This is a genomic window from Streptomyces sp. NPDC101152, assembly GCF_044768275.1.
GTDB lineage: Bacteria > Actinomycetota > Actinomycetes > Streptomycetales > Streptomycetaceae > Streptomyces.
The window spans coordinates 1-20,002 of sequence record NZ_JBIWPO010000073.1 but is presented as its reverse complement, the minus strand read 5'-3'; the positions used below and the strand labels follow the sequence as shown (position 1 = coordinate 20,002).

Here is a 20,002-nt window from a genome sequence, read left to right as displayed (position 1 = left end):
TCACTACCCAACCTGGTCCCCCGGCCGGCCCACTTTTACCCCCCGGGGGTTGTGGGGGGGGCCGGGCCGCCGCCGGGGGGGGGGGGGGGGGCCCCCCCCGCGACGGGCTCTAGCCCAGGGTCCACTGCTGGTTGTTCTGACCGTTGCAGGTCCACAGTTCGGCCAAAGCGCCGTTGGCGGTGGAGGCGCCGGTGACGTCCAGGCAGAGCCCGGACTGTACGCCGGTGACGGTGCCGTTGGCGTTGAGGTTCCACTGCTGGTTCGTCCCGCCGGTGCACGGCGAGATGTCCACCTTGGTCCCGGCCGTTGTCTGGTTGTTGTAGGCGTCCAGGCACATCTGGCTGCTGCCGCTGTAGACCGTCAGCTGATGGGCGGCGGTTTGCGTCCAGAGCTGGTTGGAGCCGCCCCAGCAGCTGTAGATCTGCAGCTGGGTACCCGCCGTGGTGGAGGCGTTGGGGACGTCCAGGCACTTCCCAGCGCCCACCGCGTGCAACTCGCCGGTGGTGGTGGTCCCGCCGCCACCGGAGCTCGAACCACCGAGGGCGGAGAGAGTGGCGGAGTAGGCGGGCTTGGGCTGGGAGTTACCGTCGTACATGGTGGCCGCGCCGTAGCCGGGGAAGGTGCCGGGGATCCAGGAATGGGCGTCGTCCACGCCCCACTGGCTCACGCCCACGCACCGTGAGACGGCCAGGCAGTCCCGGGTCACGGCGGCGAAGTCGGTTGCCTGCTGCTGAAGCTTCGCGCTGCTGGTCGGGAGCTGGATCCGGTCGTCGAGTTCGGTGACGGCCACGTCCAGGCCCAGGTTGGCGAACCGCTGCATGTTGGCCTGCATGTCGGAGGGCACCTGGCCGAGGATGAAGTGGCTCTCGAATCCGATGCCGCCGAGCGGCACGCCCTGGGCGACCAGCGACTGGGCCAGGTTGTACAGGGCGTTGCTCTTGGCGTTCAGGCCTTCGATGTTGTAGTCGTTCAGGTACAGCTTCGCACTGGGGTCGGCGGCGTGCGCGGTGCGCAGCGCGTCGGCGATGTAACCGGTGCCCATCGCGTTGTAGAACACGTCGCCGCGCAGGCTGCCGTCTTCGTTGAACGGCTCGTTGACGACGTCCCAAGCGTAGACCTTGCCCTGGTAGTGGGTCGCCTCGGTGGTGATGTGCGACTCCATCGCCGAGCGCACCTGACTGAGTGGCAGGCTGGAGACCCAGGAGGGCAGTTGGGAGTGCCAGACCAGATTGTGGCCCCGTACCCGCATGCCGTGGGACTGGGCGAACTGCACGATCTGGTCGCCAGGACCGAAGTTGTACGAGCCGTTGGACGGCTCAGTGGTGTCCCACTTCATCTCGTTGCCCGGGGTCACCATGTCGAACTGCGCCCCGGCGATGGCTGTCTCGCTGCCGACGCTGAGATCGCTGTCGGTCAGCGCGGTGCCGAAATACCGGCCGTCCGCCTCGGCCGCGGCCTTCAGTGTGCTGCCGGCCGCCAGGGCGGGGGCGGTCAGCGTCAGCACGCTGACCACCGCCGCCAGCAGTAACTGGATCAGGGTTCTGCGTTGAGACATGTCCGACCTCCAGGGTTGCTCCGGTGAAGTGCGCACGCCGCACTGCTCCGCCGCGGACTTGCGGACGCTCAAAAGGGTGCGAAGGGCTGCGTCGCCTGGTCGGGAGTACGAGCGATGCCGCGGCAGCCATCCGGCAACGGGCCTCGGCAGGGAACCGTGCTCCTGTTGCAGTAGGTAACTCGGCTTCCGGAGGAGCAGTCAATAAGGCGGTGAAAGTTTCGATGAAGTTTCGGAAATCCGTGGACCTTTACCGGACATTGCAGACGCAAGACATCTCCACAGGGGCGGCACGCACATCACACAGGTACTTGACAGGCCGTCAGGCCGACTGCACCGTGTCTCCCCGGAGCACCCCCATCCCTCCCGCTGCGGACCGGCATCCAGGCGGGTGGGGATGAAACCGAACAACCTCCTTGATCTTGTTGATGCGACGTTCGACGGCGTTTCGGATCACGCTGCGGACATGGCGTCGCCGCAGGTAGGCAGGGTTCGCCCGGGGCCACGTGCGCGGGCGGCTGCTCGGTGACGCTCGATCCCTCCTCAGGCAGGCCACGGTGTGCCGTCGAGCAGTTCAGTTCGATTCCTCAGCTCCTCCTCGCTCAAGGAATGCCGCACCACATCCACAGTCCGGACAGCCTCTGCCGGGGCCGACCGGAACCGCTCGCTCAAGGATGACGAGGTCCCCATGCGCAGAGGAAGTTCCAGCCGCAGACATCTGTCTGTGGTGCTCGCCGCCGTGGTTGCGGCCCTGGTCGCGGCGGCCACGCTCGTCGCCGGGCCGGCTCAGGCGGCCACCAGCGGCGCCTTACGCGGCGCCGGCTCCGGCCGGTGTCTCGACGTGCCGAACGCCGGGCAGACCGACGGCACGTACCTGCAGATCTACGACTGCTCGGGCGGGTCCAACCAGCAGTGGACGTTGACGTCCGGCAACCAGCTGACCGTGTACGGCAACAAGTGCCTGGATGTCCCGGGCCACGCCACCGCGGCCGGTACCCGGGTGGAGATCTGGACCTGCAACGGCGGTACGAACCAGCAATGGCGGGTGAACTCCGACGGCACGGTCGTCGGCGTGGAGTCCGGGCTGTGCCTGGACGTCGCGGGCGCCGGTACGGCCAACGGCACGGCGGTGCAGATCTGGACGTGCAACGGCGCCGGCAACCAGAAGTGGACCGGCCTGGACGGGACACCGCCCCCACCGCCACCGGGCGGATCGTGCTCTCTTCCGTCGACGTACCGGTGGACGTCGACGGGTGCGTTGGCGCAGCCGGCGAACGGGTGGGTCTCGCTGAAGGACTTCACCAACGTGGTGTACAACGGCAAGCACCTGGTCTACGGGTCGAACGTGTCGGGATCGGGGTACGGCTCGATGATGTTCCGTCCCTTCACGAACTGGTCGGACATGGCGTCGGCCGGCCAGACGGGGATGAGCCAGTCCGCGGTGGCGCCCACGCTGTTCTACTTCGCGCCCAAGAACATCTGGGTGCTGGCGTACCAGTGGGGGGCGTGGCCCTTCATCTACCGCACGTCGAGCGACCCCACCAACCCCAACGGCTGGTCCGCGCCGCAGCCGCTGTTCACCGGCAGCATCCCCAACTCCGCCCCGATCGACCAGACTCTGATCGGCGACGGCCAGAACATGTACCTGTTCTTCGCCGGCGACAACGGCAACATCTACCGGGCGAGCATGCCGATCGGGAACTTCCCGGGCAACTTCGGCTCGTCGTACACCACGGTCATGAGCGACTCGGTGAAGAATCTGTTCGAGGCGCCACAGGTCTACAAGGTCCAGGGCCAGAACCAGTACCTCATGATCGTCGAGGCGCGGGGCGCGAACGAGCAGCGCTACTTCCGCTCGTTCACCGCCACCAGCCTGAACGGTTCGTGGACCCCGCAGGCCGCCAGCGAGAGCAACCCCTTCGCGGGCAAGGCCAACAGCGGTGCCACCTGGACCAACGACATCAGCCACGGTGACCTGGTCCGCAACAACCCCGACCAGACCATGACCATCGACCCGTGCAACCTGCAGTTCCTGTACCAGGGCAAGTCTCCCAGCGCAGGCGGTCCCTACGACCAACTGCCGTGGCGGCCGGGTCTCCTCACCCTGCAGCACTGACCTGTCTGATCCGCGGTGCCACCTGCTGACCGCTGCTCACCGCATCGAGGAACCCCAGTCGTGCGTCGACTGGGGTTCCTCTCCCGGCATTGACGGTGCAGATCGCCGCTCCCCGGCTTCATTCCGCGTGTGCGGTGCCTCCACAAGGCACGACGGTTGGCTGCGCGGTCACCTACACCACAAACGAGTGGGCTCTGCCCCCCCTTCGCCCCCCACGGCACGGCGCCAGCGGATGCGCCGTGGGCGACGATCTGCTCCGACTTCGAGGCGGGCCGAGGCGACGATGGCGGTCGCTCCCATCGGTCATCATAAAATAATCACTAAACCCGCACGACTCTCCCCCGGATGCGACTCCCGGCGTTAGCTTCGTCGCTTCCGATGCGTCCTGGGGGGACACATGACCAACCCATACATGCCGCCGCCACCGCCCGCCCCGCCTGTCCGTCCGGCCGCGAAGTGGGCGCGGAAACGGTACGTGCTGCCCGCCATCGGATTCGCCTTCTTCCTGGGTATCGGCGCCGGCGCCGGCGGACAGAACAACAACAGTGTCAAGGCCGCGGCCAGTGAACCGCGGCCGACCACAACCGTCACCACAACGGCCACAGCGACAGCCACCGCGAAGCCCGTACCGACGCCGACGGTGACCAAGACGGTCCAGGTGAAAGTGACGGTCACCGCGCAGGCCGCGACCAGCGACGCCGGTGGGAGCGGTAGTGGTGGTCAGAGCGCTTCGGGCACCTGCTCGATCACCTCCAATTCGGGGAACTGCTATTCCGCCGGCGAGTTCTGCCGCAACAGCGACCACGGAGCATCCACGACAGACGCGAGCGGTACGAACATCACCTGCGCCCCCAGCGGGAGCAGGTGGCGCTGGACCTACTCCTGACCCTGATGAGGATGTGCGGGCTGCTGCGGGTGAAGCGGTCGCCCTCCTCGGCAAGCCGCTGCTGGGGTGACGGACCAGGCGTTCCCCCGGCAATTCGCATCACTTCCAGATGGACGCCAGTTGCCATGCCTTCAGCCGGCTGAGCTTCGCGGTGCCGCCTTCGGCGAAGACGTCGACCCCGGTGCTGGAGGGGTCGGGGAAGATCTGGTCGGTGAGGACGACCTGTTCGCCGGAGGCGTTCTGGGCGTAGACCTCGACGGAGGATGCGTCGACGAGGACGTGCAGGCGCAGAGGCTTGCCTTGGAGGGCGAGGGGGGCGCGCTGGACAGTGGCGAAGGAGAGGTCGAAGTCGGTCGCGCCGGAGGCGGTGCGGTCGAGGTGGACCTCGCCGGTGGTGGTGTCGTAGCCGATGCGGGTGCGTTGCCCGCCGCCGGTGCGGACGTCCAGGCCGAAGCGATCGGCGGTTTTGGCGGTGAGGCCGGCTTGGAGTTCCAGGGTGACGCCGTGGAGGCCGAGCGATGTGGTGCCGTTGGTGACGGTGGTTGGCTGGACGGTGGTGTCGGCGGTGCGGAGGGATTTGAGTTCGCCGACCGGCTGCTGGATCAGCTGGGCCTTGCCGTTCACCGTCCGCAGGGACAGCCGGCGCGGGAACGTGTCCGCGCTGCGCCAGGAGCTGGTGGGGATGTTCCCGCCGTAGTTCCAGTTGTTCATCCAGGCGATCATGATGCGTCGGCCGCCGGGGGCGTCAGTCCAGGTGTTGGCGGCGTAGAAGTCGGCGCCGTGGTCGAGCCAGTGGGCGCGCTGCAGGGCGCTGAGCGCGGGCTTGTCAGCGGCGGTGAACTCGTCGGCGAGGACGTGTCCCCAGCTGCCGGTGTTGGCGTCCACGATCTGGATCTGGACCTTCTTGCCCTTGTAGGCGGTGGTGTTGAAGGACGCCCAGTCGAGGTCCTCGGAGTCGGACCCGGTGGCGCTCTGCACGATCTTGCCGTCGACCAGCAGGTTGACGCCGGTCTGGTTGGAGTGGGGCTTGGCCTGGGTGTCGGAGAGGACGATCTGGTCGAGGTTGATGTGGCCCCAGCCGCCGGTGTCGTCGTCCACGACCTTGAGCTGGGCCTGCTTGCCCTGCAGATCGGACAGGTCCCACGAGGCCCAGTTCAGGGCCTCGGCGTTGGCACCGGTGGCGGAGCGCACCACCTTGCCGTCGACGACGAGTTCGACGGCGGTGGGGGCGTCGGAGCTCGCGGCGTGGTAGCCGCCGCCGATGAGGAAGTCCAGGTACTTCTTGTCGATGGTGAAGACCGGGGAGGTCAGGGTGCCGGTGGTGGCGTCGCCGTTCAGGTAGGAGTTGACCAGGCCGTGGCCGAGGTAGCCGGAGACCTGCTGCTGGTTGGGGAAGGTGCCCTGGGCCGGCCCTGTGCCGAACGCGTCGCCGGTAGCGGTCCAGTCACCGATGGGGCTTGAGTAGGTGCTGCCCTCGAAGTCGGCGAGGACTTCGCCGGTCGGTGTCGGCTCGTCGCCCAGGATGGCGCCGGGCTGGTGGGGGTGGTTGCCGCCACCGACCTTGAAGTTGATGTAGTTGCTGGTCACCGTGAACTCGGGTGAGGTCAGCGTGCCGGTGAAGGCGTCGCCGCCGTGGAAGCTGTTGGCGAAGGCCTTGCCCTCGAAGCCGGTGACCGGACTCTGGCCGTCCACCGCCCCCGTCGTCGGCGCGCTGCCGAACGCGTTCCCGGTGGCCGTCCAGTCACCGAACGAGCCGGACTCGAAGTCCTGGATGACGGTGCCGCTCGGCGGGGTGTACGTGCCGGAGTCGTCGGAGGTGAACTTCTTGCCGTCGAATTGGCCGACGAAGTACTGGGCGCCGGAACCGCCCGCGATGCCGCCGGGGTTGAGATTGACGGCCAGCACCCACTTCGTCTTCTTCGGGTTGCCGTCGACCGGTAGTGGGAACAGGTCCGGGCACTCCCATACCCCTCCCGTGGCGCCGGCCGGGCCGAAGTCGCTCTGGTGGATCCAGTGCTTGAGGTCGGTCGAGCTGTAGAACGAGATCTTGTGCTGGTCGGCGAGGGAGACCGCCATCAGCCAGCTGTGCGTGGGCGCGTACCAGAAGACCTTCGGGTCGCGGAAGTTGTTCGAGCCGATGTCCAGGACCGGGTTGCCGGAGTACTTCTTCCAGGTGGTGCCGCCGTCGGTGCTGTAGGCGAGGGCCTGCTCCTGCCTGCCGGAGGCCTTCTGCGCGCTGGTGTAGACGGCGACCAGCGCAGGGTTGGTCTTCGACCCGAATCCGGTGGTGTTGTTCTTGTCCAGCACCACGCTGCCGGAGAAGACCATCTCCTGGTCGTCCTGCGGGATGGCCAGCGGGAGTTGCTTCCAGTGGACGAGATCGGTGCTGACAGCGTGGCCCCAGGACATGTTGCCCCAGGTGTTGCCGGACGGGTTGTACTGGAAGAACAGGTGGTACCGACCCTTGTAGTGGATCAGGCCGTTGGGGTCGTTCATCCAGTTCAAGGCGGGGGTGAAGTGGAACTGGGGGCGGTACTGCTCGTGATAGAGCGTGTCGGCCGTGGCTGGAGAGGCGGCGACCAGACCGAGCCCGGACAGCACGGCCAACGCGGCGAGCAGTCTACGGCGCGGACGACTCATTCTGGACATGGTGCTCCGTAAGTTGTTAGGCGACCCAGGAGGGCCGGGTGTGGCTTATGGTTCTCTGCCATTAGTGGCTTCGAAGGAGTGGCCGCCCGGCTCTCCGGGGCGCCCTGGCTGCTGATTGAGATGTGCGCTTCGGTCGCTGATGACGGAGATGACCAGCGGGGTGTTCCTCGGGCCGACGGCATGCTGTGCGGAACGAGGAGGGGTGAGTGAGCGAGCGACGGGCCCATGCCTGGGCCGGGATCGACGCGGGCGAGGGGCATCACTGGGCGGCGGCGGTCGACGAGACCGGTGCGACGCTGTGATCGAAGAAGGTCGACAACGACGAGTCGGCGATCCTGACCGCCATGGGCGAGATCCTCGACCTGGCCGACGAGGTCCACTGGGCGGTGGACATCTCCGGCACGTCCTCCGCACTGCTGCTGGCACTGCTCGCGGCCCACGGCCAGCAGGCCGTCTACGTGCCCGGCCGCACGGTCAACCGCATGTCGGGCGCTCATCGGTGCGAGGCGAAGACCGACGCCCGCGACGCCCACGTCATCGCCGAAACCGCGCGCAACCGCCGAGACTTCGCGACGATCGACGTGCCCGGTGTCTTCCCCGCGCTGGAGCGGGCCTTCGCCTACAGCTCGCACAAGGGCGCACTGGTCCTGCCGACGGGCTATCAGTCGCCCGCCGCGATCCGCCGCCGCGGCCGGACAAGGCTGACGGCCTGGCTGGCCAACCGCAGCGTGCGCGGCGCCGACGCGGTCGCCGCGACCGCCTTGGAGGCTGCCCAGGCCCAGCAGACCGCGCTGCCCGGCGAGGACGTCGCCGCTCAGATCGTGGCCGACCTCACGGAGCAAATCCTGGCCCTGGACGACCGGTTGAAGCGGATCGACCAGCAGATCCGCGAGACGTTCCGAAGCCATCCGCAGGCGGAGATCATCGAGTCCCTGCCCGGCATGGGCCCGATTCTCGGCGCCGAGTTCGTCGTCGCCGCTGGCGACCTCACGGCCTACGCCGACGCCGGGCATCTCGCCTCGGCGGTCGGGCTGGTGCCCGTCCCGCGCGACTCCGGCCGCCGGACCGGCAACATGCACCGCGCCAAGCGCTACAGCCGCCGCCTGCGCAGGGTGTTCTACATGTCCGCGCAGACCAGCATGATGCGCGAGGGGCCGAACCGGGACTTCTACCTCAAGAAGCGCGGCGAGGGCTGCAAGCACGTCCAAGCCGTCATCGCCCTGGCCCGCCGGCGGGCCAGCGTCCTGTGGGCTCTCCTGCGCGACAACCGAGTCCTCACCCCCGAGCTGCCGGTCGCGCAGGCGGCTTGACTTCGTCATTGAGACTCCTTCGCAGACGTGCCGGCTCAGCGCAGGCATGCGGAAGTGACCCGCGTCGGGAGTGCGTTCGGGTGCGGCAGGGCCGTTTGGAAACGTTTCGCCGCAAGGTTGGAGCACCATGTCGCCCGTGTCCAGGCTCTGTGCAGGAAAACGGCTTCGTGCAAGGATGACCTTGGCAGCACGGTGACTGACCAGGAGGTGGAAACGTTGCCAAACCTCCAGGGCGACACCGGTCGGCGGTCGGCAACGATGCGCGACGTCGCGACCATGGCCGGGGTCGGTATCGCCACCGTCTCACGCGTCGTCAACGGCAAGCCCGGCGTCACTCCGGACCTGAAGGAAAAGGTCACGCGTGCCGCCGAGTTGCTCGGATACCGGCACGACCTGACGGCCAGCAGCCTGCGCAGGGCCGACCGCCGTACCCATACCCTCGGGCTGATCCTCGAGGACGCCGCCAACCCCTTCTCCGCCGCCCTGCACCGCACGGTGGAGGACACCGCAGCCCAGCGCGGCGTACTGGTCCTGGCCGGCTCCACCGACGAAGACCCGGTCAGGGAACGCGGCCTGGTGAAAACGTTCACGGCACGGCGGGTCGACGGCCTCATCGTCGTTCCCACCGGGCTCGCCGACACCGATCTCGACGCGGCCCGCGACGGAGGCACACCCGTCGTGTGTGTGGACCGCCCGACGACCGTGCGGCAGGTGGACACCGTGACGGTGGACAACCGCGCCGGCGTGCGTGCGGCAGTGAAAAGACTGCACGCGGCGGGTCACCGGCGCATCGCCTTCCTCGGGGACCTCCCCACGATCTGGACCGCCGCAGAGCGCCACGCCGGATTCGTGGAGGGACTCGCGGAGGCGGGATGCGTCCTGCACCCCGCGCTGGTACGTCGCGCAGTGCACGGCGTTGAGGCCGCCCAGGAGGCCACCCGCGAACTCCTCGCCCTTCCGCAGCCGCCCACCGCCCTCGTCTCCGCCCAGAACCTCGTGACCGTCGGTGTGCGCAAGACCCTGCAGGAGCTTCGTCTGCAGCACCGCGTGGCGTTGATCGGTTTCGACGACCTGCCTTTCGCCGACCTGCTCGAACCCGGCATCTCGGTGATCGCCCAGGACCCCGTCTCCATCGGCCGGGAAGCCGCAGCCCTGTTGTTCGACCGCCTCGACGGCGAGCCCGGGCCCGCCCGCCACCGCGTGCTGACCACGCGCTACCTGGCCCGCGGCTCCGGCGAACTACCCGCTCCTGACGGCATGTGACTCGCGCGCTGCTTCCATGGGGCGGGAGGCTACCTTCCGCCGGGCTGGTGGTGGCGGGAGCGGTCATGCGTGGTCCTGCGTTTCGATGTGCGTGGTGTGATCGCCGGCCGCCGAACGCGACCGGGCCGCCTCCGCGACGGCTCTTCCCGCGCGCAGAGCGGCAATGGGATCGGCGGCCTCGTCCAGCTCGACGAGGATGATGTCGGCGCCGGGCGTGCGGGACATCGCGTCGGCCCAAGCTCTCCAGTCCACGATGCCGGTGCCGAGTTCGGTCATGTAGGGCTGTTGCTGGGTGAACACCGTCTCGTCGATGGTGAGTTCGACGTCGATCGGCTTGACGGCGTCCTTCCAGTGCGCGAGCGCTATGCGCTGGGAGTGACGGCGCGCGACGGCGACGGGGTCGCCTCCGCTGAGCGCGATGTGGCAGGAGTCGGGGCACAGCCACACGTAGCGTGGATCGGTCAGGGTCATGAACAGGTCGATGTCCCTCTCATACCAGAGGGTGCTGTTGGACTCCGTGTGGAAGGCGAGCTTCACGCCGTAGCGTGAGACGGCCTCGCCGACCACGTGGGCGATGTCGGCCATCCGGGTCATGTACGCGGCGTCCACGAAGAAGGGCGGACGCGTCCCGAACGTCGTCCGCATCGGCAGTCCGGCCACGAGCAGTTCCGCTCCCGCCTCGGCGAGGAAGGCCGCGCGTCGCTCGGCGTCGGCGACGATGGCGGGCAGGTTGCCGCTGTGCCGCCAGTCGGGGGCGTCGCTGCCGGCGACGAACGCGCTGACCACGGCCAGGCCGCGGGCCGCCAGCTCGCGGCGGAAGGACGCCGCGCTGCCGAAGGCGCGCAGAGCCGAGTCGATGTCGCCGGGTGCGAACGTCAGCTCCAGGCCGGTGACCTCGGCTTCCGCCAGCGCCTCCATCACTCGTCCCCAGAAGGGCCGGGGATGGTCGCAGGCCCAGTCGCGCAGGGCGTCGGCGCAGTCCAGTCCCCAGAAGTGCGGGTGATAGAAGGTGATGATGTCGGTCGCGAAACGCGGTGCCGGCGGTGTCAGCGGTGTCATGCGGCGCCTCCGCGGGCGTTGTAGACGGTGACGCCGCTGGCGTCGACCGCGTCCCGGTAGCGGCGGAACACGGCGAGCGCCTCGTCCCGCAGCACATCCCGTACGACCTTGATGCCGCGTGCCTCGAACTGCTCGGCCCAGTCCGCGCCGAGCGGGCCCTCGTCGAAGGTCGTGATCTCCTCCAGGTCCGGCCCCTCGCCCGCGACCACGAGAGCACGCACCCCGGACCACATCGTGGCGCCGTAACACTGCACGCACGGGCGCCAGTTGACGACCAGCTCGTGCGCCGGGACACCTTCGCCGCCGAGATCCCAGCCGCCGGTCGCCGTCTGGGCGAGCCCCAGCGCGACGACCTCGGCGTGCGCGCTGGAGACACCGGAGGTGAGGACGACGTTCACGCCGACCGAGATGATCCGGCCGCTGTCCTGCTCGGCGACGAGGGCAGCGAACGGACCGCCGTTGCCCTCGCGCCAGTTGCGGTCGGCGAGGCGGTGCACCAGGCGCATCCGGCCTTCGCGGTCCGGGATGACGGCGGGCACGTCGGCGAGTTCGTCGTCGATCCACGCCGGCAGCGCCACGTGGTATTCCTTCTGGACGTCGATCACGGCTCTGGTTTCCTCTCAGTGGGCGGCAGGGACGGTGATGCGTTCGGCGACGGCGCGAGCGGCCCGTACGGCGGTCACCGCGCCGGCCAGCGTGACGTTGGCGGCCATCGCGGTGGGGATCACGCCGTTGCCCGCGAGATACAGGTTGTCGAAGCCCCACACCCGGCCGTCGGGGTCGCACACGCTGGTGCCGTCGTCGGCACTGCCTGCCCGGACGGTGCCGGTCTGGTGCAGAGACGAGCCGGGCGGAAGCAGGGCCAGTTCGGTCTCGGGATCGAACGTGCCGAACTCCTCGGCCAGCGACCGGACGTGGTCCAGGGCCCGGCTGATCAGCTCGCGGTCGGCGCCGGAGTAGCCGAACTCGACGGTGAACCGTGGCATCCCGGCCAGGTCGGTGTCCGACTCCGAGAAGACGAGCCGGTTCTCGGGGCGGGACTCGACGGGGGCGTACAGCGACAGGCCCACGGAGTGCGCCAGGGGACGGCCGGCCTCGTCGACGTACGTACGGTTCATGATCTGACCGTGGAACGGCTGCACCGCTCCGTTGTGCGGCAGCCAGAGCGAGTCGGTGGCGAACTCGCCGGCCAGCGGCAGGGGCAGGGTGTCGAGGCCGATGCCGAACCGGTCGAGGTCGAGCAGCACCCGGGCGCTGATGAACGCGTGCTCGTTGAGGTGACGCCCCAGCGCGGCGGGCCGTATGCCGGACGCGAACAGCAGTTGCGGGGTGCGCAGGGCGTCGGCGCACACCACTACGGCATCCGCGAGGAGTTCGGCCTCGGCGCCGTCGGCCACGCGGCGCAGCCGGGCGCGGGCGACCCTGCCGTCCTCGGTGACGAGGGCCGTGGCGAGGGTGCCGGTCAGGAGGGTGAAGGCCGGGTCCCCGCCCGCCGCGATCGCGGGGAAGACCGTGCCCGGAGCGGTGCGCGGTATGGGCCCCGCCGGTGTCGCGGCGACCGCCATCGGCATCGGCTGCGGCCGTCGGTCGTCCGGCCCGATGCCGTCGTAGCGTCGACGCAGCACCTCAAGTACCCGCTGCCCGACAGGGGTTGGACCGATGGCGACGGGCGTGACGGCGAGCAGGTGGCGCGCGGTGTCCAGATCCGTCGCCCAGCGGTCCGGGTCGCCGAAGTCGAACACCTCGTCCCCGGCGGGCCAGGGGGTCGCGGCGGTCCAGTGCACTCCCATGCCGCCCGCGTTCCACGCGAGCGCGGCAGCCGGCATCGCCTCGGCGCCCTCGCCGAAGGCGAGCGCGTGGAACATGCCGGGTGCCAGAGCGGTGATGCTGTCCGCCACGTCGCGCACCACTTCGGCGCCCGTGTACAGGCCCTGGATGCCGGTGGCGACCCGTTCGTTGTAACGCGACCACAGGGCCGGGTCGTCGAGGTCGTGCAGGTGGAGACCGGGGGCGGATCCGATCGGCTGCCCGCCGTCGACCATGGTGATGTCCAGCATGGGATCGGTGTCCCGCAACAGCCGGGCCACGACCGATCCCATGATGCCGCTGCCCACGATGAGAACGCCGGTCCTGCTGGTGCCGGTCATGGTAGGGCTCCTGTCTGGTGAAACTCGATGTGAGGGGAAAGTCCGGCCGGGGCGAACGATCAGGCGCTCGGGACCGGCGGGCCGAACAACTCGGTGTCCATGTGGTCGAGCACGAACTTGACGGCGCCGATGAGCGGGCCGTCGGAGCCCAGGACGGTGGCGCGCAGTTCGACGGCGGGGGTACGGGCGCCGAGCATCGCCTGGCGCACCCGGGGCAGCAGCACGTCGGCAGCGTCCTCCAGTCCGCCGCCGAGCACGATGAGCGACGGCGCGACCGTCCACGACAAGGTGGTGAGGATCGACGCGATGTTCTCCACGAACTCGTCGACCTCCGCGAGCGCCGCCACATCGCCGGCCCGGGACGCGGCGAAACGGCCGAGCGCGACACGCCGCCGGGCCGGATCCGGTGAGGTCAGCCACGCCACAGGACGGTTCTCGACCGAGCCCGCCGGCAGCGACACCGCCTCGGCGATCTCGCCCGCGGCACCTTCGAAACCACGGTGTACGTCCCCACGGATGAGGATGCCGAGACCGGTCCGGTTCCCTAGCATCGCCCACACGACGTTGTCGTGGTCACCGGCCGCACCTCGCCAACGCTCGCCGAGCGCACCGAGGTTGGTGTCGTTGTCCGCGAACCACGGCACGCCGATGCGCCCCCGCAGTTCCTTGGGCAGGTGCACGCCCTCCCATCGCGTGGTGTGCACCAGGCGTCGTACGACGCCGTCGTCGTCGATCGCGCCACCGCTCGCGATCGCGCCGGCCCGCAGCCGGTCGGCCGACCCGTTCGCGTCGTCGAGCGCCTCCCGCACCAGCGCCGCCGCGTCGTCGAGCGTGGTCTGCGGGTCCTGGTAGGCGCGCAGCGGCCGGTGTGCGCGGCCGACGATGCGGCCGCGCACGTCGGCGACGACCGCGGACGCGTCCAGGGTGGTGATGCGCACAGCCGCCAGCAGCGCGTGGTCGGCCCGCAGTTCGTACCGGCGTGCGGGGCGCCCGGCGCAGCCGCTCACCGGCACCCGGTCGAGTTCGCTCACCCAGCCCGCGTCGACGAGTGCGTCCAGGACGAGTTCGATGGTGCGGCGGGACAGTCCGACCCGTTCGGACAGCTCGGCCAGCGTCATCGGCCCGGCCGACACCGCCAGCGCGCGAAGAATCACCGAGGTGTTGACCCGTCGGACGGCGCTCTGGTTCATCCCCGGCATCAGCAGGCCTCCGCCGTGAAAGACGCCGCCACCACGGGGTCGTACACGCCGGTGGTGTCGGCCGCGGGTGTCGCTCCGGGCCTGCCGTACTCGCGAGCGGGGTCGCCGAGCCTGCCGGTCGCCGGCTCCCAGGCCGGTGTCCGGCCGTGGACGAACGCGACCAGATCGGTGTGCATGGCCGTGGCGAGTTCCGAGGGCGGCTGCGTTCCGAGAGCCTCGGCGGTACCCGGCGCGTCGAGGATGTCGAAGAAGAACGGGATGTCGGTGCAGTGCGCGGCGCCACCGAGTACGGGCGAGGGCCATTCGAAGGAGTACAGCCAGGTGCCGGCGGTGGCATCCCGTCGCGAGGCCGCAGCGCGCGGGCAGGCGGCGCGGAACAGGGTGTCCGTCACACGGGTGCCCGCCGCGCGCGCGGCGGCGTTGCCCAAGTCCTGGGCGCCGCCGTCGAACTCGTCGCCCGTCGCGCCGAGCAGCAAGGGTACGCCGTGTCCGTGTACGGCCAGTCCCTCGGCGACAGGGACCGGAAGGAGGTCGTCGCCCACGACCGGGCCGAGCGCGAGCGGGCCGTCGCCGCCATGTTCGCTGCGCAGCAGCCGGACGCCCTGCTGAACCCTTACCACGGTGAGGCCGCCGAAGCCCTCGCGCGTCGGGGGCACGCCGAGCCGGTCACCGAGCCGCCCGGCGAAGGACCGGGCGGCGTCCACGTCCACCTCGAAGAAGCCGCCGGACATACTGACCGCGCGGTGGAAGCGACCCCTGCCGAGGGGTGAGGAGAGCAGCGCGAGCGCCGCCGCGCCTCCGGCCGACTGGCCGGCGACGGTGACCTGGTCCGGGTCACCGCCGAAAGCCGCGATGTTCTCCCGCACCCAGTCGAGCGCGAGCAGCAGGTCGCGCAGCCCGAGGTTTCGGGGTACGCCGTCCAGCGGGGCGAACCCGTCGACGCCGAGGCGGTAGCCGGGCGTCACCGTGACGATTCCGTCGCGGGCGAAGGCGCGGCCGTCGTACCAAGGGCCGGCCGGGCTGCCCGCGAGGAAGCCGCCGCCGTGGATCCACACCAGCACCGGGCATGACACACCGTTCGCGGGGGCGACGACGCTCAGGTTCAGTACGTCGTCGCCCGGCACCGACGGCTCCGGAATGGTGGTCGTGGCGAACAGCGGCACGCGCTGCGAGGTGGCGCCGTGCCGGGACGCGTCGAACAGGTGGGCGAACCGCCCGCGTGGCACCGGCGCCGCGAAGCGCCGCGCGCCGACGGGTGCTTCGGCGAACGGGATGCCGAGGAAGCGCCGTGTCCGACCGATGCGGCGGCCGGTGATCGTACCCACGGGAGCCTCCACCACATCCAGCACCTCCACCCCCTCCACCGCTCTCACCGCATTCCCGTTCCGGAGATGCCCTGCACGAAATAGCGCTGCAGGAACAGGAAGAGGACGAGGACCGGCAGCATCACGACGATCGCGCCGGCGAGCATCAGGCCGTAGTCCGTGACGTGCGCGGCGGCCTGGCTGGTGGCGGCCAGGCCCACCGGCAGCGTGTAGCTGGAGGTGCTCTGGGCGACGATGAGCGGCCAGATGAAGTTGTTCCAGGAGTAGAGGAACGACATGATCGTGATGGTCGCGACGGCGGGGCCCGCCAGCGGAAGGAAGATCCGGAAGAAGATCCGGAACTCGCCCGCTCCGTCGATCCGGGCGGCTTCCAGTAGTTCGTCGGGGACCGACAGGGCGTACTGCCGCATGATGAACACGGACAGCGGCAGCGCCGCACCGGGCAGGGCGATGCCGGTGAGCGTGTCCGCGAGGCCCAGGTCGACGGTGATCACGAACTGGGTGACGAACACCGTGGTGAACGGCACCATCATCGCCGCCATGACCCCGCCGAACGCGATCCGCTTGCCCGCGAAGTCGAGCTTGGCAAGAGCGTAACCCGCGGCCGACGCCGCCACGATGTTGCCCGTGACAACGATGGCCGCGACGACGATGCTGTTGACCAGGAACCGGCCGAAATGCTCGGTCTGGAACAGCCGTACGAAGTTGTCGAGCGTGACATGGTGCGGAAGCCAGGCGCCTGGGTCGGAGCGGATCTCGCCGAGGCTGCGCAGCGACCCGCTGAGCACCCAGACGAACGGCAGCACGGTGAGCAACGCGCACAGCACGAGTGCGCCGTACAGCAGGGGACGAGCGACGGGTCGGCGGTCTACGTGCGTTTGTTCGCCCGTGATCTCGGCATTGCGGGGTGCGGCGATGGTGGTCATGCGCGGGGCCTCAGCATTCGGAACTGGACGATGCTCACCAACGTCACGAGCAGGAGCGTCACGAAGGACGCCGCCGAGGACGTGCCGAACTCGCCGACGCCGAACTGGTGGTAGGTGTACAGCGCCACCGACTCGGTGGAGCCCAGCGGTCCGCCGCCCGTGAGCAGATACGGCTCGTCGAACACCTGGAGGTAGAAGACGCTCAGCAGCACCGACACCATCAGCGTGGTCGGCATCAGCAACGGCAGGGTGATGTGCCTGAGCTGCCGCCACCGGCCGGCCCCGTCGAGGGAGGCGGCCTCGTACACGTCCTGCGGCACCGCCTGCAGACCGGCGAGGAACAGCACCATCGCGATACCGAAGTTGCGCCAGACACCCAGCGCGATGACCACGGGCATGGCCAGGTGCGGGTCGTCCAGCCAGTTCGGCCCGGCGAATCCGACAGCGCCGAGCACCTTGTTGACGGTGCCGCCCGCGTTGAAGGCGTACTGCCAGATCATGGCGACTGCCACGACGTTCGTGACGACCGGTGCGAAGAAGACGGTGCGGAAGGTACCGCGCAGCCGAGAGATTCCCGAGTTGAGCGCGATGGCGAGCGCGAACCCGAAACCCATCGTCAACGGCACACCGACGACCACGAACACAACGGTGTTGAGGATGTCCCGCAGGAAGCTCGGGTCCTCCAGCAGCCGGAGATAGTTCTGGATTCCGGTGAAGTTGACGGCGAGCGGATGCCGCAGGTCCGCGCCGCGCAGATCGGTGAGGCTGAACCCGAGCGCGGCGAGCGTGGGTATCGCCGTGTAGAGCAGGAACACCAGGGCGAACGGTGCGAGGAACAACCAGGCGACAGCCGTTCGCCGGGCCCCCCGGGGCCGACGCGCACCGCGCGGCGTCGTCGGCCCGATGGCGGCGGTCATCCTCGGATCACCCCTTGCCCGTGCCGAGACTCTCGGCATACGCCTGGACGTTCGCGGCGGCCTTCGCGGCACTCCCCTTGCCCTTGGCCACGGCTTCCATCTCCTTGCCCAGCCGGGTGGCGACCTGCTGCCAGGTGCTCACCTGCGGGAACGCCCGGGTGTTCTTCAGCTGCGTCAGGAAGGCGTCCAGCAGCGGCTGGCCCGCGATGGCCGGGTTGGCCCAGGCGGAGGCGACGGCCGGCAGCGAGCCGTACGCCTTGTACTGCGCGACCTGGGTGCTCGGCTTGGAGACGTACCGGATGAACTTCCAGGCCGCGTCCGCGTTGCCGCTGTCGGCGAGCACGCCCCAGCTGCCCCCGGCGGAGAAGGAGAAGCCGCCCGACGATCCGGCCGGCAGGGGTGCGGTGGCGACGTCGGAGGCAGTCCAGCCGGCCTTCTTCGCGACCGCGTCGAGCTGACCGATGACCCAGGGGCCCGTGATCATGCAGGCGGTCTTGCCCGACACGAAGTACGGTTGCGCGTCGAGGAACGTGGGCCCGCTGGTATCGGCAATGCCCGAGGTGAAGAACGAAGCGTTGTACTTGATGGCGTCGACCATCGCCGGAGTGTCGAGCGTCCACTTGCCGTCGGCCGAGAGCAGGGAGCCGCCCGCCTGCCAGGCGTACATCGCGACATCCTGGCCGTTGAAGATGTCCCAGCCGATGTCCGCCCCGAGCCCGTGCCCGGCGCCGGCGCGCTGCAACGCCTTGAAGAACGGCACCATGTCGTCCCAGGTCGTCGGCGCCTTGGCACCTGCCTTCTTGGCGAGGTCGGAGCGGTAGACGAGCGCATACGTGTAGGCGTACCAGGGCACCGTGTAGGCGACGTTCTTCACCACACCGGCGTCCCACAGACTCGCGAAGAAGGCGGACGGGGCGACGAGACCGTCCGGCACGGGCCGCAGGATGGACGGATCGAGGAACTGCGCCTGCGACTCGGGGAAGAACTGGGCGACATCGGGCCCCTTGCCCGCCGCGATCGCCGACTGGAGCTTGGTGTAGTACTCGGCGTTCGGGATCAGCGTGAACTTCACCGTGAGCTTCGGGTTCGCGGCCTTGAAGGGCTTGATGACCTTGTCGAGCACGTCGCCATCGCCCTGGGCGGCCCAGACGTCGACGGTTCCCTTGGCCGGGGACTCGTCGACGGGCTTGGCGCCGGCTGCGGTCGCAGCGTTGCCACTGCCGCGACCGCAGCCTGCCAGGGCGAGGCTGCCGAGGAGAGCGGTGCCGGCGGTCAGCCGTAGGACACCGCGTCTGGAGGGGTGGGACACGCTGGGCTCCTGTCTTCTGGGCGCTGAGCGCAGTGGGGAATTCGGGGGAAGTAGCGAAATCGGTCCGGGGGGATGTGATCAGGGTGATCAGGGTTCTGGTGCCTTTGCGGCGTGGCAGCGACCGTAGGGGAGGCGAGTTGCCGTGGCATCGCGCACCCGTCACCGCGAAATTTCGGAACTTGTAGCAAAATCCCTCGGTGCCGCATCCGCCCTGCGGGAGTGGGTGCTGCGGGATCACGAACGCCGCGGTGTCACCGCCGACGCTGCGAGGCTGGCCGCCCGGCCTCGGGGGCCGCTACCGTCCACTGATCCGGACGAGCGGGTCGGCGAGTGAATGCCGCCGGTCTTCCATCCGTGGGGCCTTCCAAACACAGTTTCACGGGGATGGAAATGGTGGCGCACCGGCCTTGGTGGGACGAGTGTTGCCCTCGACGGCGGCCCGACCATGCCGCTGAAGGGACCCGACGAGGGGGAACACGTTATGCGCAAGATCGCGATGACTGCCGCGGGGCTGTCCCTGATGGTGGGCGCCGGCCTCGCCATGGCACCCAGCGCCCAGGCTGCGACGGCCTGTCCGAGCGGTGCGTTCTGTATCCGCGAGACCAACGGAACGATCCTGAGCAAGAACATCTTCTACAGCTACGGCGCCCACAACCTGTCGAATGTGACCGGCTACCGTGTGCTGGTCAACAGCCAGACCGGCGGTGCGGGCTTCCAGCTCTGCTACGGGTACAACGGCACCAACTGCTCCGAAGTGGACCGTGTGACCGGTGAATTCGATCCCTACGACATGACGCCGATCAACTCCGTGGTACTCGTGCCGTAACAGCGCCGACCAACTCCAAAAACGACAACGGGCCAGGGAGCGTGGTCACTCCCTGGCCCGTTGTCGTCGACTGTCTGACTCTGGGAGTTCGCCGCGCTTGGGCTTCTTGACCGGGTGGCGGAATCCGTCGCCGATGTTCTCGCAGCCGAGGTCGGTCAGCGTGGGGACGCCCAGGGTGGCGGCGAGCCGGTTGAGGGCGTCGACCAGGCCATGATGACGGGCCCAGGTGGTGTCGTGCCCGCGGCCCGGGCGGACCGGCGACCACCACAGTGAGCCGCGGTGCGTTGTTCCGAGCGAGTTGGACGAGCCGGGTGCCGTCGACGAACCTGCCAGTTCGTGGGAATGGACACCGGCCCGCCCCGGCGGCGAACCGTAGCTTCTGCAGGTGCTCCGTCTGTGGAACGCCAGCATGCGATCAGGTAGTTGACGTGCTCCCTGGCCTAAAGTCCAGGGATTCCGGCCTGGGTCGTCTGACCCTTCCGGGGACTTCCTGCTTCACCGCGCTGCGCGGGCACGTG

The 20,002-nt window shown here is 69.2% G+C and carries 14 protein-coding genes and 2 pseudogenes; 5 read left to right on the top strand and 11 right to left on the bottom strand.

Going from position 1 to position 20,002, the window contains the following annotated elements; translation table 11 throughout:
• Positions 1–109: 109 nt before the first annotated feature.
• On the bottom strand, positions 110–1,555 hold the full coding sequence (locus ACIRVK_RS42025) for an endo-1,4-beta-xylanase (RefSeq protein ID WP_404256857.1): 1,446 nt from the start codon (positions 1,553–1,555) through the stop codon (positions 110–112).
• A gap of 685 nt (positions 1,556–2,240) precedes the next feature.
• On the opposite strand from ACIRVK_RS42025, the gene ACIRVK_RS42020 reads away from it, so the two are divergent.
• Both ACIRVK_RS42020 and ACIRVK_RS42015 read left to right on the top strand, forming a co-directional pair.
• A complete protein-coding gene (locus ACIRVK_RS42020) occupies positions 2,241–3,668 on the top strand; it encodes a non-reducing end alpha-L-arabinofuranosidase family hydrolase (protein ID WP_404256855.1) in 1,428 nt (475 codons plus the stop codon).
• A gap of 397 nt (positions 3,669–4,065) precedes the next feature.
• Positions 4,066–4,554, top strand: a complete 489-nt coding sequence (locus ACIRVK_RS42015; RefSeq protein ID WP_404256853.1) for a hypothetical protein — start codon at positions 4,066–4,068, stop codon at positions 4,552–4,554.
• Positions 4,555–4,653: 99 nt separating this feature from the next.
• Here ACIRVK_RS42015 and ACIRVK_RS42010 read toward each other — a convergent pair whose 3' ends face one another.
• Positions 4,654–7,203, bottom strand: a complete 2,550-nt coding sequence (locus tag ACIRVK_RS42010) for a GH32 C-terminal domain-containing protein (protein ID WP_404256851.1) — start codon at positions 7,201–7,203, stop codon at positions 4,654–4,656.
• Positions 7,204–7,409: 206 nt separating this feature from the next.
• Between ACIRVK_RS42010 and ACIRVK_RS42005 the strand changes: the two are divergent.
• A pseudogene (locus tag ACIRVK_RS42005) lies at positions 7,410–8,513 on the top strand (IS110 family transposase).
• Between the two features lie 258 nt (positions 8,514–8,771).
• Positions 8,772–9,776 (top strand): LacI family DNA-binding transcriptional regulator, encoded by a 1,005-nt coding sequence (locus ACIRVK_RS42000; protein WP_404256849.1) that lies wholly within the window; start codon positions 8,772–8,774, stop codon positions 9,774–9,776.
• Between the two features lie 63 nt (positions 9,777–9,839).
• On the opposite strand, the gene ACIRVK_RS41995 is transcribed toward ACIRVK_RS42000, so the two are convergent.
• From ACIRVK_RS41995 to ACIRVK_RS41960, 8 genes are read right to left on the bottom strand one after another with little or no spacing between them, the layout of a single operon-like run.
• Entirely contained in the window at positions 9,840–10,835 is a 996-nt protein-coding gene (locus ACIRVK_RS41995; RefSeq protein WP_404256847.1) for a sugar phosphate isomerase/epimerase family protein, read from the bottom strand.
• Positions 10,832–11,440, bottom strand: coding sequence for a nucleoside deaminase (locus ACIRVK_RS41990; RefSeq protein WP_404256845.1), 609 nt, complete (start codon positions 11,438–11,440; stop codon positions 10,832–10,834). Before ACIRVK_RS41990 ends, ACIRVK_RS41995 begins: the two co-directional genes overlap by 4 nt.
• Positions 11,441–11,455: 15 nt before the next feature.
• Positions 11,456–12,982 (bottom strand): GMC oxidoreductase, encoded by a 1,527-nt coding sequence (locus ACIRVK_RS41985; RefSeq protein WP_404256843.1) that lies wholly within the window; start codon positions 12,980–12,982, stop codon positions 11,456–11,458.
• Positions 12,983–13,041: 59 nt separating this feature from the next.
• On the bottom strand, positions 13,042–14,172 hold the full coding sequence (locus tag ACIRVK_RS41980; RefSeq protein WP_404256879.1) for an ROK family protein: 1,131 nt from the start codon (positions 14,170–14,172) through the stop codon (positions 13,042–13,044).
• A gap of 8 nt (positions 14,173–14,180) precedes the next feature.
• The gene (locus ACIRVK_RS41975) at positions 14,181–15,518 is read right to left on the bottom strand and encodes a carboxylesterase family protein (protein ID WP_404256877.1); all 1,338 of its coding nucleotides are present in this window, start codon (positions 15,516–15,518) and stop codon (positions 14,181–14,183) included.
• Between the two features lie 32 nt (positions 15,519–15,550).
• Positions 15,551–16,432 carry a carbohydrate ABC transporter permease gene (locus ACIRVK_RS41970; protein WP_404256841.1) on the bottom strand — a complete coding sequence of 294 codons (882 nt, stop codon included), beginning with the start codon at positions 16,430–16,432 and terminating at the stop codon, positions 15,551–15,553.
• Entirely contained in the window at positions 16,429–17,349 is a 921-nt protein-coding gene (locus ACIRVK_RS41965) for a carbohydrate ABC transporter permease (RefSeq protein WP_404256839.1), read from the bottom strand. The genes ACIRVK_RS41970 and ACIRVK_RS41965 overlap by 4 nt, the downstream gene beginning before the upstream one ends.
• 7 nt (positions 17,350–17,356) lie before the next feature.
• Complete coding sequence (locus ACIRVK_RS41960; protein ID WP_404256837.1) at positions 17,357–18,658, bottom strand: extracellular solute-binding protein; 1,302 nt, start codon at positions 18,656–18,658, stop codon at positions 17,357–17,359.
• A 481-nt stretch (positions 18,659–19,139) separates the two neighbouring features.
• Between ACIRVK_RS41960 and ACIRVK_RS41955 the strand changes: the two genes are divergently transcribed.
• The gene (locus ACIRVK_RS41955; RefSeq protein ID WP_404256835.1) at positions 19,140–19,484 is read left to right on the top strand and encodes a hypothetical protein; all 345 of its coding nucleotides are present in this window, start codon (positions 19,140–19,142) and stop codon (positions 19,482–19,484) included.
• Between the two features lie 78 nt (positions 19,485–19,562).
• Here ACIRVK_RS41955 and ACIRVK_RS41950 read toward each other — a convergent pair.
• Positions 19,563–19,751: pseudogene (locus ACIRVK_RS41950) on the bottom strand (IS5/IS1182 family transposase); the annotation flags it as partial.
• Between the last annotated feature and the right edge of the window lie 251 nt (positions 19,752–20,002).

Excerpts from the sequence above, each read along its gene's own strand:
- ACIRVK_RS41980 (WP_404256879.1), bottom strand. The coding sequence starts at position 14,172 with ATGAACCAGAGCGCCGTCCGACGGGTCAACACCTCGGTGATTCTTCGC.
- ACIRVK_RS42025 (WP_404256857.1), bottom strand. The coding sequence starts at position 1,555 with ATGTCTCAACGCAGAACCCTGATCCAGTTACTGCTGGCGGCGGTGGTC.
- ACIRVK_RS41955 (WP_404256835.1), top strand. The coding sequence starts at position 19,140 with ATGCGCAAGATCGCGATGACTGCCGCGGGGCTGTCCCTGATGGTGGGC.
- ACIRVK_RS42020 (WP_404256855.1), top strand. The coding sequence starts at position 2,241 with ATGCGCAGAGGAAGTTCCAGCCGCAGACATCTGTCTGTGGTGCTCGCC.
- ACIRVK_RS42015 (WP_404256853.1), top strand. The coding sequence starts at position 4,066 with ATGACCAACCCATACATGCCGCCGCCACCGCCCGCCCCGCCTGTCCGT.
- ACIRVK_RS41965 (WP_404256839.1), bottom strand. The coding sequence starts at position 17,349 with ATGACCGCCGCCATCGGGCCGACGACGCCGCGCGGTGCGCGTCGGCCC.
- ACIRVK_RS41970 (WP_404256841.1), bottom strand. The coding sequence starts at position 16,432 with ATGACCACCATCGCCGCACCCCGCAATGCCGAGATCACGGGCGAACAA.
- ACIRVK_RS42010 (WP_404256851.1), bottom strand. The coding sequence starts at position 7,203 with ATGTCCAGAATGAGTCGTCCGCGCCGTAGACTGCTCGCCGCGTTGGCC.
- ACIRVK_RS41985 (WP_404256843.1), bottom strand. The coding sequence starts at position 12,982 with ATGACCGGCACCAGCAGGACCGGCGTTCTCATCGTGGGCAGCGGCATC.
- ACIRVK_RS42000 (WP_404256849.1), top strand. The coding sequence starts at position 8,772 with ATGCGCGACGTCGCGACCATGGCCGGGGTCGGTATCGCCACCGTCTCA.
- ACIRVK_RS41995 (WP_404256847.1), bottom strand. The coding sequence starts at position 10,835 with ATGACACCGCTGACACCGCCGGCACCGCGTTTCGCGACCGACATCATC.